9 protein-coding genes are annotated in these 12,519 nt (G+C 68.8%); 3 read left to right on the forward strand and 6 right to left on the reverse strand.

Annotated elements, in window-relative coordinates; genetic code table 11:
- Nucleotide 1 precedes the first annotated feature (1 nt).
- On the forward strand, nt 2-1,081 hold the full coding sequence (locus tag BM228_RS20815; RefSeq protein WP_092043604.1) for an ATP-binding protein: 1,080 nt from the start codon (nt 2-4) through the stop codon (nt 1,079-1,081).
- The gene (locus tag BM228_RS20820) at nt 1,078-2,919 is read left to right on the forward strand and encodes a TniQ family protein (protein ID WP_092043605.1); all 1,842 of its coding nucleotides are present in this window, start codon (nt 1,078-1,080) and stop codon (nt 2,917-2,919) included. The genes BM228_RS20815 and BM228_RS20820 overlap by 4 nt, the downstream gene beginning before the upstream one ends.
- A 450-nt stretch (nt 2,920-3,369) precedes the next feature.
- On the opposite strand, the gene BM228_RS20825 is transcribed toward BM228_RS20820, so the two are convergent.
- The 4 genes from BM228_RS20825 to BM228_RS20840 all read right to left on the reverse strand — a co-directional run bounded on the left by BM228_RS20825 (nt 3,370) and on the right by BM228_RS20840 (nt 8,563).
- On the reverse strand, nt 3,370-4,893 hold the full coding sequence (locus tag BM228_RS20825) for a carbohydrate porin (protein WP_092043607.1): 1,524 nt from the start codon (nt 4,891-4,893) through the stop codon (nt 3,370-3,372).
- 75 nt (nt 4,894-4,968) lie between these two features.
- Nucleotides 4,969-5,904 (reverse strand): Gfo/Idh/MocA family protein, encoded by a 936-nt coding sequence (locus tag BM228_RS20830; RefSeq protein ID WP_092043608.1) that lies wholly within the window; start codon nt 5,902-5,904, stop codon nt 4,969-4,971.
- A 1-nt stretch (nt 5,905) separates the two neighbouring features.
- Nucleotides 5,906-6,886: an AraD1 family protein gene (gene araD1 / locus BM228_RS20835; RefSeq protein ID WP_092043610.1), complete on the reverse strand. Its 981-nt coding sequence runs from the start codon at nt 6,884-6,886 to the stop codon at nt 5,906-5,908.
- Between the two features lie 69 nt (nt 6,887-6,955).
- A complete protein-coding gene (locus BM228_RS20840) occupies nt 6,956-8,563 on the reverse strand; it encodes an aldehyde dehydrogenase (NADP(+)) (protein WP_092043611.1) in 1,608 nt (535 codons plus the stop codon).
- Nucleotides 8,564-8,708: 145 nt separating this feature from the next.
- On the opposite strand from BM228_RS20840, the gene BM228_RS20845 reads away from it, so the two are divergent.
- Nucleotides 8,709-9,449 carry a FadR/GntR family transcriptional regulator gene (locus tag BM228_RS20845; protein ID WP_092043614.1) on the forward strand — a complete coding sequence of 247 codons (741 nt, stop codon included), beginning with the start codon at nt 8,709-8,711 and terminating at the stop codon, nt 9,447-9,449.
- A 36-nt stretch (nt 9,450-9,485) separates the two neighbouring features.
- Here BM228_RS20845 and BM228_RS20850 read toward each other — a convergent pair whose 3' ends face one another.
- Nucleotides 9,486-11,285 (reverse strand): IlvD/Edd family dehydratase, encoded by a 1,800-nt coding sequence (locus BM228_RS20850; protein WP_092043615.1) that lies wholly within the window; start codon nt 11,283-11,285, stop codon nt 9,486-9,488.
- Nucleotides 11,282-12,439 carry an aldose epimerase family protein gene (locus tag BM228_RS20855; RefSeq protein WP_092043617.1) on the reverse strand — a complete coding sequence of 386 codons (1,158 nt, stop codon included), beginning with the start codon at nt 12,437-12,439 and terminating at the stop codon, nt 11,282-11,284. Before BM228_RS20855 ends, BM228_RS20850 begins: the two co-directional genes overlap by 4 nt.
- Nucleotides 12,440-12,519 lie beyond the last annotated feature (80 nt).

Genomic DNA, 12,519 nt, shown 5'->3' on the forward strand with positions numbered 1-12,519 from the left:
CATGCGGATCACGGAGATCGACCTCGATCCGGCCGCGCGCGTCCGGGCCAACCTCCCGAACACGGCGCGCCGTCGTTCGCGCATCATGGAGAAGGTCCGGCACGTCTACCTGCGGACCGCTCGCGACACGGTCCTGCAGGTGCATTTCGAGGGCCTCATGGAAGACCTCACCGAACGCCGGGAGCCCGAGGCGGCCATCGACGCCAAGGCACGCGCCGAACTTCTCGAAGGAAACATTCTCGTCGTCCTCGGCGAGAGCGGCGCGGGCAAGTCTACGGCGATCCGACGGCTACTCTCCAAGCACCCCCTGTCGCCGAACTACGGTCGGAAGGCTGTCGGCAGCTTTGCGCTCACCGTGCGCGTCCCGTCGCCCTGCAGCGTCGGGGAACTCGGCAAGACGGTCCTGCGGGCGACCGGCTACAAGGTAGGCCGTTCGACGATCTCGGCCGCGGAAACATGGGGCATCGTCCGTGAGCGGCTCCAAGCCCTCGGCGTGCTCGTGCTGCATCTCGATGAATTCCAGGACGCCCACCTGACGCTGCGCGCCGACGAGCAGATCAAGCTGCGTCACCTCCTGCGGAGCCTGCTCGTCGACGAGGACTATCCGATTGGTCTGATCGTCTCCGGCCAGCCGTCCTTCGAGACGTTCCTGCGCCCGGACCGCTCCTCGGTCCGGCGAGGTCGCTGGCAGGCCTTCGCGAAGCTCTCGCTGCCCGCCGACAGCGGTGCCGTGACTAAGGCCGCGGCGGCCCTCGCGAAGGTTGCGGACCTGACCGTTGCCGCCGACTTCGACCACGCCGTCCTCCCGCGCCTGGTCCATGCCGGTTGCAACATGCTCGGCATCACCATCGAGGAGATCCACGACGCCATCAGGTATGCCCTCACGAACGACAGGAGCGAGCTCGACCTCGGCTGCTTCGCCGAAGCCTTCGCCTTGAGGACGGGCAACCTCGCCCCGTGGAACCCTTACCTCGCCGCGGATTACCTCGCGGTCGATCCGACGCGCGTCCTCGCGACGAGCAACCCTCCGCCCCCCGAGGAGGAGGCCAAGCGCGGCAAGTCCAGGAAGGCCCGTGAATGACCGACGACCCCCTGCTGCTCACGCTTCCGCTCATGGATGGCGAGAGCACGTTCGACTACCTCTCGCGTCTGGCCGCACGCAACGGCGTCGCGACCATGGCAAGGTTCTGCAAGGATCAGGGGTTGTCCCCGAGACGCATCCGGGACGGCTGCCCCGTCGAGCTCGCGCGACTGGGCAAGTTGTCCGGCGTGCCGGTCCGGGACCTTGAGGCCGCGAGCATCCGCAAGGTTGCCGGGGGCTTCATGCTCCGCGGGCACCATATACTCGTCTCGTCAATTCGTAAGCACCGCTTCCGCGTGTGTCCGGCCTGTCTGAGGACAGACATCGAAAGCTCCGACCTGCGGCCTCACGTTGCCGCATACGGTCGCCTCGCATGGAAGGTCGTGTCCATTCGGACCTGCCCCCAACACGGTCTCGGGCTCGCCGATATCGGGTCGGGGACGGACAAGAACGACCAGGACTTCACCTGCGCCGTCCGCCTGCATGCGGGAAACCTCGGCGCCCTGGCCGAACAGGCCCCTCGACGTCCGGCCTCCGAGCTCGAACGCTACCTCCGTCGTCGGATCGACGGCTTGCCCGGCAACGCCTCGTTCCTCGACGGGCTGGAACTCCATGCGGCCGCACGGTTCTGCGAGGTCGTCGGGGCTTTCGCCCTACATGGGCGCAAGACCTCCATGAACGCGTTCGGTGATCATGATTGGTACCTCTGCGGCGCCGTCGGGATCGGCATCGCCTGTGACGGCGAGGATGCCATCCGGCGCTTCCTCACGGGTCTTCAGCGGGCTTATCCGTATGGGCATCATGTCAAGTACAGCCCCCTGCCGCCGTTCCTGTACTTCAAGTCCTGGCTCAACAGCCGGAACTGCACGGGATACGCACCCGCCAAGGACCTTCTCGCCCGGCACGTCGCGGAGACGCCACCCGACGTGGTGCAGGACAAACCTCGAATAACCTTGGTCAGGCCCGAGGCGCCTCCTGCCGTCCCGGGCATGCCCCGCAAGATCCTCGTGACTTCGGCTCGCCCGCGCAGGATCGAACCAACCGCATCGCTCGTCGCAAGAAAGCCTACCGTCATGGACACCGGCCACCCCGCGGCAAGCCGTCCGCCGTACGACCCGGCCCGGCATGCGATGCTGACATCGAATGCCGCCGCCGCTTGGCTGGGGTGCGACGCATCTCTGTTCGTTTCGCTACAGGCCCATGGCTTGCTGACGCCTACTTACGGCGACGGATGCTGGCGTCATGCGTTTGAACGCGGCCAACTCGACGACCTGCTGACACGATTGCTGGCCGGAGCCGAGTTGATCGAGGACACGTCTGATGGCGTGGGCATTACGGAGGCGGCGAGGAGATGCTCCTGCGCCCCGGTGGAGATCGTCCATCTTCTCCTCGCCGACGAAGTATCGTGGAAGGGTCGTCATGCAACCGGGAAGGGCATCGCCTCCCTGCTGGTTCGCACCGATGCGATCCACACGCGCCTGGAGAAGCAGGCGCTGTCCGGACCGACGCTGAAGGAGGCAAGGTTGGAGACTGGAGTGGACGTCAAAGTCCTGGCAAGCCTTATTTCAATGGGAGCGATGGATACCGGAATTGCCATTGATGCCATGACGCGAAGTCCGGTGAACGTGATCTATCAATCTTCGCTAGAGGACTTTTTCGGGGAGTACGTCGAACTGATGGATGTGGGGCGTGCAGTCAGGCAGTCATCGACAGACGTTAGAAGACGTCTAAAGGCAGGAGGTTTTGAGTCTGATTTTGAGGCTATAAATCTCAACATGGCTTACTATAAATACGATAAAATAGACGAATGTTACATCGGCAAGAAGTCACTCCAATAATCTGTCGCATGACAGACGCCGCGCATGCTGCGTCATATGATATTAGGAGAATGCCTATTTAGCCCCGGCCGAAAACCGGGGCTTTTTTGTTTTCCAGCCGATGTCGGAAATTTGGGATTACTGACATGTATCGCCTGCAAAACTGACGCATAGTTTGTGCCGACGATTGTCGCCCCTAAGGATTTCAGATACTTAAAGTGGCTAGCGCTGTAAAATATCGGTTTTCTGAGCACCCGCGCCTTGCGAGCCTCGTCCCGATGGGCGGGTGTCGGATTTCGGATGATCCGGCCAGGGATCTCGCACGGCTGCCTGGACGGGCCTGCCCGGTCCTGATCGCTCGCCCGGAAACGCGACCGGCGCGCACGGAGGCTCCGCGCGCGCCGGTCTTGACGATTCTGCCCGCGAACCCGCCGGGGGCGGATTCGCGGGCAGCGGGGTGATCGCCTGGTGTCAGAGGCTCCCGGGACCCTTGGCCAGGCCGCCCAGGGTGAACAGGTCGACCGAGAGCTTCGCGCCGACGACGAAGGCGTTCGGGATCGGCTTCGGCCGGAACGGGAAGCGGGTCTGGTCCGGGTCGATCACGTATTGCAGGTTCGGCATCAGCCGCACTGCCGGGGTGAGCTGGATGCCGTAGCTCAGCTCCAGGATGGTCTGGAGGGTGTCGACGTTGCGGCTGCTGAGCCCGTACGACGCGCGCGCCGCCCGGATATTGGCCGCCCCGAGGGAAGAAAGTTTTTCCATCACGAACACGGCGCCGAGGGTGTCGTAGGGCCGGCCCGGGAAGGTGCCGGTCAGAACGGCGCCGCCCTCCAGGAAGAAGTCCTGGGTCTGCCGCCCGCCGGTGGCGCCCAGCGCGACGCCGAACAGCGTCAGGCCCTGGATGCCGTTCGGGTCCGGACGCCAGACCATCTGGTCGAACCGGGCATAGACCGCCGACCGGCCGAACCGGGTCAGGTCGTCGAGCCCGCTGAACAGGCGAGGCCCGCGGCGCACGTCGAGTACGGGATCGCTGTAGTCGGACCGGTCGATGATCGCGCCGATGCCGTAGTTGCGCGGCAGCGGATCGTTGCCGAAGTTGGTCGAGTAGCCGACTTCCACCGGGATCACCACGCCGGTGGCGCCGTTGGTCGACCAGTCGATGCCGTTCCGGTCGTCACGCTGGTTGCGGGGATTCACCTCGTAGACGCCGGCATGGACGAACACCTTGTCGTTGACCCAGGCCTTGGCGTGACCGCCCCAGCTCGCGATCGGCCAGTAGGTGAAGTTCGTCAGCTTGAACGCGGATTTCGGCGCGCCGCAGGTGCCGTTGTTCTGGAAGTTGCAGTAGAGCGGCGAGGCGAGGAACGGCGGGTTGGCCAGAAGGCGACCGACCTCCACGTCCAGGCGGTTGTCGAACAGCTTCTGCTCGTAGGACAGCACCGTGAGATGTGCGGTCTGACCGCCGCCGTAGACCTCCTGGACGCTGGTGTTGTTGCCGATATAGTCCTGCGACAGGCTGCGGCCGTGACGCTGGGTCACGATGGTATGCACAGCGCCGCCGTCGATCCCGGCGAGACGGCCGAGGTCGGCATCGAGGCCGAACACGATCTGGCCGGTGTAGTCCGACCCCTGGCGGATGCCGCCCGACGGGTTGGCGGCGAATTCGCCGGTGTAGTTCAGGATCATGCTGATCCCGTTGCCGAGGTCGAGGGTGCCCGGCGGCAGGCCCGGCGGCGTCGCGCTGCTACCCTGCACGTCGGCCGCAGCCGCCGCGCTGTCGGCGCCGGCAAAGCTCCGCGCCGAGCGCACGGTCCGCCGCCGGGCGCGGTTCGCGCGGTACTGGGCCTTCGCCGCCGGGCTCGCCTTCGGGCCCGGATTCACCAGGGACGGTCCCCCGTCCGGAGCGTTTGCAACCTGAGCTTCGGCCGAACCGGTGCCCGCCGAGAGTGTCGCGGCGCAGAATGCGAGCGCCGCCCATCGCGTGTACTTTCCCATAACAGTGACTCCCCCTTAGTAACGCGCGGCCCTGATTGGCTCTGTCGCGTTGGTGTTCCGCCGGGATCCCTCCGGTCAGTCCGTGAAGGCCTCCACGGTGCGGCGCTCGCCGCGCAGGAAGGCGTCGGCGACGTGGATCAGCGGGTTCAGGTCGACGTCGCTCGTGCCGGATCGGACGAGGGCGGCGAAGCGGTCGTAGAGGCCGCGATATTCGGCCTCCGGAGGCAGCGGCTGTTCGCTGCCGTCGATGGTGAGGACGCTGCCGCCCTTCGACAGCACCAGCAGGCCGTCCTCGGTGTCGACGCGGATGTCCCAGGTCTGCGGGCCGGTCTGGCGCCAGTCGAACACGGCCTCGATCGCGGTGCCGTCGGCGTCGGTGAAGTGCAGGTCGGCGGCGATCGGCGCCTGCCGGTTCTCCGGGACCGAGAGGGTCGCGCCGGTGAGGAAGAAGGGCGGCAGGATGTGGGTCGCGATCGACAGGGCGTTGATCCCCGGATCGAACACGCCCATGCCGCCGGCCTGCCAGATCCAAGCCTGGTTCGGATGCCAGTGCCGGACATCCTCCATCCAGGCGATCGCCACCGACCGGATCCGGCGGCCGGACAGCCAGTGCCGCGCGGGCTCGACCCCGGGGGCGTAGCGGGAGTGCCAGCTGGCGAACAGGCTCACGCCCCGCGCCCGCGCGGCCTCGATCAGGATCCCGACTTCCGCGAGCGTCGCCCCCGGGGGCTTCTCCAGGAAGACGTGCCGGCCGGCCTCGATCGCCGCCAGGGCGGCCGAGAACCGCACCTGCGGCGGCTGGCACAGGGCGACCGCATCGAGGTCGCCCTGCCCCGCCAGCATCTCCGCCAGCGTGCGGTAGTTCGGCACCCCCTCGTAGCGGCCTTCGCGGCTCGCCACGGCGGTCAGGGTGTAGTCCGGCGAGGCGCCGATCACCGGCAGGTGCTGGTCCCGGGCGATCTTGCCGATGCCGACCAGCCCGATGCGGATCGTCCCGTTCGAAGCCGACATCTCAGAGGACCTTCACGGTGAGTTCGCGGGCGGGTGCGACCGCCAGGGGATTGCGCAGGGGCAGGGTGAAGGGCGCGGCCTCGATCTCGAACACGTCCCCGGGCTGCGCCGTGACGCCGTCGCTGAACGACAGGGTGGCGGTGCCGAAGAAGTGGACGTGCACGTCGCCGGGGCGGCGGAACGGGGCGTATTTGAAGTGGTGCCGCTCCAGGTTCTCGATCGTGTGGGACATGTTCGCCTCCCCCGAGAGGAACGGCTTCTCCCACAGCACGGCGCCGTCACGCCGGATGCGGCTGGAGCCGCGCACGTCCGCGGGCAAGGCCCCCAGCCACAGTTCCGGGCCGAGCGCCGCGGGACGGAGCTTCGAATGGGCGAGCCACAGGTAGTTGCCGCGCTCGGTGACGTGGTCGGAGAACTCGTTGGCCAGGGCGAAGCCGAGGCGCACCGGATCGCCGTCCGGATCGATCAGGTAGATGCCGGCGATCTCCGGCTCCTCGCCGCCGTCCAGCGCGAAGGCCGGCGACAGGAGCGGCTCGCCGGTGCCGACGATCGCGGCGCCGTCGCCCTTGTAGAACCATTCGGGCTGGACCCCGGTCTCGCCCGGGGCGGGCTTGCCGCCCTCGACGCCCATCCGGAACATCCGCATGGAATCGGTCGGGGCCGGATCCGCCGCCGCTGCCCGGTGCATCTTGTCCCGACCCTCGGCCGAGCCGAGATGGGTCAGGCCGGTGCCGCTGAGCAGCAGATGCGCGGGATCCGCGTGGTCGATCGGCGGCAGCAGCCGCACGGCGTCGAGATCCACGGTGTCGCCGAGCCCGAGCCGGGAAGCCGTCTCGGCCAGGCCGTCCCCCGCCGCGAGCGCGCGCCGGGCCAGCTCCAGGACGCTGTCCACACCGGCCACGCTCCGCGCCCGGCCGTCCTCCAGCACCGCCACACCCCGTCGCCCGTCGGGGGCGCGGAATTGTAGGAGTGATTGACCCATCATGATCCTCCCAGGGCCGGTCTTCGTCGGGCCGGCTCGAAATCAGGCGACGGCGCGCATGGCGGCGCGTCAGCGGTCGAAGGTCGGGCTGAGCGTGCCGTCGACCCTGCGGGTGAGATGCCAGGGATTGTCCGGGCGCAGGGGCTGCGGCAGCAGCGCCTCGGGTAGGTCCTGGTAGCAGACCGGGCGGAGGAACCGCTCGATCGCCAGAGTGCCGACCGAGGTGGTGCGCCCGTCGGACGTCGCCGGGAACGGGCCGCCATGGACCATCGCGGGTGCCACCTCCACGCCGGTGGGCCAGCCATTGGCGAGGATGCGGCCGGCCTTGCGAGCCAGCGCCGGGACCAGGCCGGCGGCGATGTGCTCGTCGGCGCGATCGAGGTGCAGGGTCGCGGTGAGCTGACCCGGGAGCGCGGCGATGATGCGATTGACCTCGTCGAGATCCGCGGCCGCCACCAGGATCGCCGCGGGGCCGAACATCTCGTCGGCGAGGCCGGGATCCGCCAGGAACCGCGCCCCGTCCGTGCGCAGCAGGGCCGCGGGGGCGCCCCCGGGACCAGCCTTCTCCCCGCGTGCGGCGACCGTCACCCCCGGGCGGCCCGCCATCGCGGCGACGCCGTGCTCGAAGCGGGCGCGGATGTCGGCGGTCAGCATCGCGTGCGGCGCGCTCTCGCGGATCGCCGTCGCAGCGGCCTGCGCGAAGGCCTCGACGTCGGAGCCGGCGATCCCGATCAGCAGGCCCGGATTGGTGCAGAACTGCCCGGCCCCCAGGGTCAGGGACTGGACGAAGCCGGCGGCCAGGGCCGCGCTCCGCGCCCGCAGGGCGCCGGGCAGCAGCAGCACGGGATTGACCGCGCTCATCTCGGCATAGACCGGGATCGGCTCGGGGCGGCCTGCCGCCACCCGCAGCAGGGCGAGACCGCCGCCGCGGGAGCCGGTGAAGCCCACCGCCTTGATCCGCGAATCGGCGACGAGGGCCGTCCCGAGGGCGTTCGACGGCCCCGGCAGATAGGAGAACACGCCCGGATGCAGGCCGCTGGCGGCGACCGCCGCCCGCACCGCACGGGCCACCAACTCGCCGGTCCCGGGATGGGCCGGGTGGCCCTTGACCACCACCGGGCAGCCGGCGGCCAGCGCCGAGGCGGTGTCGCCGCCGGCCACCGAGAAGGCGAGCGGGAAGTTGCTGGCCCCGAACACCGCCACCGAGCCGAGGGCGACGTGGCGGCGGCGCAGATCGGGGCGCGGCAGGGGCGTGCGCTTGGGCTGCGCCGGATCGATCGTGGCCTGGACCCAGTCGCCCGCTCGGACGACGTTGGCGAACAGGCGCAGCTGGCCGATGGTGCGGGCGCGCTCGCCCTCCAGCCGGGCGCGCGGCAGCCCGGTCTCGGCGATGGCCCGCTCGATCAGCGACTCGCCTAGATCGCCCACGGCCGCGGCCACGGTATCCAGGAAGCCGGCCCGCACCTCGGGGGTTGATTCGGAAAAGCTCGGGAACGCCGCGTCCGCCAGGGCGCAGGCCGCCGCGACCTCGTCCGTTCCGGCGGCCGAGAAAGCCGGTTCCAGCGCCGCCCCGCTTGCAGGATCGACGGCCCGGAACGTATCGGTCGTGGTCGCATCCTCGGCACCGATCAGGACCGCGCCGCGAATCTCCGCACGCACTTTCAGCTCTTTACTCATACAAATAACTTAGAGCAGTTGTGCAGTGGCTGCAAGCCTGGCGGCATTATGATGCTTGCGGGTGTCGCCGCTTGCACTCCTACAACTTCCAGGTACGATCGCGGCGATCCTGCCCCGACCTGGCGGCTCGGTCTGGAGGTGTCAGGTGAGGGGGGATCCGGGGTTCGAGGACATCAAGCTGCCGCTGGCTTCGGGCTCACGCCGGATCCACGGCTCGGTCGCCCGCGACCTGGGCGTGGCGATCCTGGCCGGTCGCTACGCGCCCGGAGACGTGCTGCCCGGCGAAATCGAGTTCTCGGAGCAGTTGAAGGTCTCGCGCACAGCCTATCGCGAGGCGATCCGCATCCTGAGCGCCAAGGGGCTGGTCGAGAGCCGGCCCCGCACCGGGACCCGGGTGACCCAGCGCAGCCGCTGGAACCTGCTCGATCCCGACATCCTCGCCTGGGCCTTCGAGGCCGAGCCCAGCGAAACCTTCATCCGGGACCTGTTCGAGTTGCGGATGATCGTCGAGCCGGCGGCGGCGGCCCTGGCGGCCGAGCGGCGCTCGGGCCTCGACATCTCCCGGATGGGCCACGCCCTCGAGGAGATGGGCCGCTACGGCCTCGCCACCGAGATTGGGCGGGCCGCCGACCAGGCGTTCCACAACACGATTCTGGAGGCAGCGCGCAACGGCCCGCTGATGGCTCTGTCGAGTTCCATCGCTGCCGCAGTGACTTGGACGACGATCTTCAAGCAGCGCCGCAGCGCCCTACCCCGGGACCCGATGCCGGACCACCGGATCCTGTATGAGGCGATCGTGGCCGGCGATGTCGAAGGCGCGCGCGCCGCGATGACCGAGCTCGTCCGCTTGGCGCTTGCCGACACCGAGCTCTCTCTGAAGGCGTGAAAAACCCCGCCGCCGTTGCAGCGGCGGGGTTTTCTGTCAGTGGTTGTCCCGCGGCAGGCCGCTGGTCTGAGCAATCCGCTGGAAGCGCTCGGCACCCTCCAGGATCGCGCCGGTGTGCATCTGCCCCACGCTCGCGCGCTGGATCGCCTGCCACGGGGTCTGAGATGCCGGATAGGCGTAGCCCCCGGCCTCCTCCAGGGCCTTGCGCCGGCGCGCGATCTCGTCGGCGTCGAGCAGCATGTCGGCGGTGCCGCGCTTCAGGTCGATCCGCACCCGGTCGCCGGTGCGCAGCAGCGCGAGGCCGCCGCCCACTGCCGCCTCGGGCGAGGCGTTGAGGATCGAGGGCGAGGCCGAGGTGCCGGATTGCCGCCCGTCACCGAGGCAGGGCAGCGCGTGCACCCCGGAGCGGATCAGGTAGGCCGGCGGGCGCATGTTCACCACTTCCGCCGCGCCCGGATAGCCGACCGGGCCGGCGCCGCGCATGATCAGGATGCTGTTCTCGTCGACCGCCAGCGCCGGGTCGTCGATCCGATGATGGTAATCCTCCGGACCGTCGAACACCACGGCCCGGCCCTCGAAGGCCTCCGGATCCTCGGGGTTCGAGAGGTAGCGCTCCCGGAACTCTTCGCCGATCACGCTGGTCTTCATGATCGCCGCGTCGAACAGGTTGCCGCGCAGCACCAGGAAGCCGGCGGCCTCCTTCAGCGGCCGGTCGATCGGGCGGATCACATCCTCGTCCTCGATCACCGCGTCGCGGCAATTGTCGCCGATGGTACGGCCGTTCACCGTCAGGGCGTTCTCGTGGAGCAGCCCGCGCCGCATCAGCTGCGCGGCCACCGCCGGGAGGCCGCCCGCGCGGTAGTAATCCTCGCCGAGATACTCACCCGCAGGCTGCAGGTTGACCAGGAGCGGCACGTCGAGGCCGTGGGTCTGCCAGTCGGCGATGTCGAGCTCGACCCCCGCGTGGCGGGCGAGCGCGGCCAGGTGGATCGGGGCGTTGGTCGAGCCGCCGATCGCCGAGTTGAGCACGATCGCGTTGAGGAACGCCTCCCGGGTCAGGATGTCGGTGGGCTTGAGGTCCTCAGCCACCATCTCGACGATGCGCTTGCCGGTGCGATAGGCGACCTCCTGCCGGTCGCGGTAGGGCGCCGGGATCGCCGCGGAGCCCGGCAGCATCATGCCGAGCGCCTCCGCGAGGGCGTTCATCGTCGTGGCCGTGCCCATGGTGTTGCAGTAGCCGGTGGAGGGGGCGGACGAGGTCACCAGCTTGATGAAGCCCTCGTGGTCGATCTCCCCGGCGGCCAGCATCTGGCGCGCCCGCCACACGATGGTGCCGGAGCCGGTGCGCTGGCCCTTGTACCAGCCGTTGAGCATCGGCCCCACCGACAGGGCGATGGCCGGGATGTTCACGGTGGCGGCCGCCATGAGGCAGGCCGGGGTGGTCTTGTCGCAGCCCGTGGTCAGCACCACGGCGTCGAGGGGGTAGCCGTACAGGAGCTCGACCAGCCCGAGATAGGCGAGGTTGCGGTCGAGGCCGGCGGTGGGCCGCTTGCCGGTCTCCTGGATCGGATGGACCGGGAATTCGAGGGCGATGCCGCCGGCCTCGCGGATGCCCTCGCGGACGCGCTCCGCCAGGACGAGGTGGTGCCGGTTGCACGGCGACAGGTCCGAGCCGGTCTGGGCGATGCCGATGATCGGCTTGCCGGAACGCAGCTCCTCCAGGCTGAGGCCGAAGTTCAGGTAGCGCTCCAAGTAGAGCGCGGTCATGTCGATATTGTCGGGGTTGTCGAACCAGGCGCGCGAGCGCAGGGGCCGGGAAGTCGGGTGATCGGTCATTTGTCGGTTGTCCGATGGTGTGCGGAGCTGGCGGAGAAGCGGTAGGTGATGACGTTCCGGTAGGTCGCGCTCGGATCGAGCCGGGCCGAGCCGAAGGCCGGCTGGTTCGGGGTGTCGGGGAAGAGCTCGGGCTCGATCGCGAGGGCATCCGACTGCCGGTAAACGAGACCGGATTTACCCACGATGGTCGCGTCGATGAAGTTGCCGGTATAGAATTGGACCCCGGGCTGGTTGCTGGCGACCTCTAAAATACGGCCGGATACAGGATCCTCGACCCGGGCCACAAGGTGCGGCTCGGCGGTGGGCGCGTCGGTCACGACCCAGTTGTGGTCGTAGCCGCGCCCGCGCACAATCTGGGTGTCGCGTCCGTCGCGGATGCGCGCGCCGATCGCCGTCGGCTTGCGGAAATCGAACGGCGTGCCCGCCACCGAAACGCGCTCGCCCGTGGGGATCTGCGTGGCGTCGACCGGGGTGTAGCGCTCGGCCGGGATGGTCAGAATCTGGTCGAGAACCGGGCGGCCCGAGCCTTCGCCGGCGAGGTTGAAGAAGCTGTGGTTGGTCAGGTTGACGATCGTCGGCTTGTCGGTGGTCGCTAGGTAGCTGATGGTCAGCGTGTTGGTGGCGTCCAAGGCGTAGGTCGCGGTCACGGTGAGCGTGCCGGGAAAGCCTTCCTCGCCGTCCGGGCTGACATAGCGCAGGGTGACCGACGGCGTCGCGCCACCCTTGACCTCGGTGATCGTCCAGAGCCGCTTGTCGAAGCCGGTATTGCCGCCGTGCAGGGTGTTCGGGCCATCATTGGTGGGCAGCGTGTAGGTCTGGCCGTCGAGGATGAAGCGCCCGCCGCGGATCCGGTTGGCGTAGCGCCCGACACTGACGCCAAAATAGTTGGGCTGGGCGAGGTAGCCGGCGAGATCGTTGTAGCCGAGGACGATGTCGGCGGGTTTGCCGGCGCGATCCGGCACGTCGAGGCTCCGCAACAGGGCGCCCCAGGAGATCACCCGGGCGGTGACGCCCTTGCCGTTCGTGAGGGTCACCTCTTCGACCGCGCGGCCATCCGGCAGGGTGCCGAACACGGTCCGGACCGGCTCGGCCGCCGGGGCGACCACCGGGATCGCCGCACAGGCACCGAGCGCCACAGCTCCCACGCCACGCATCCGATCCCCTGGCAAGATGCTCGCCCTCCCTTTGCCGATCGTGCGCCGGCCCTCCAAGGGTGCCGCGGTTGACGCCGGTA

The organism is Methylobacterium pseudosasicola (assembly GCF_900114535.1).
Taxonomy (GTDB): domain Bacteria; phylum Pseudomonadota; class Alphaproteobacteria; order Rhizobiales; family Beijerinckiaceae; genus Methylobacterium; species Methylobacterium pseudosasicola.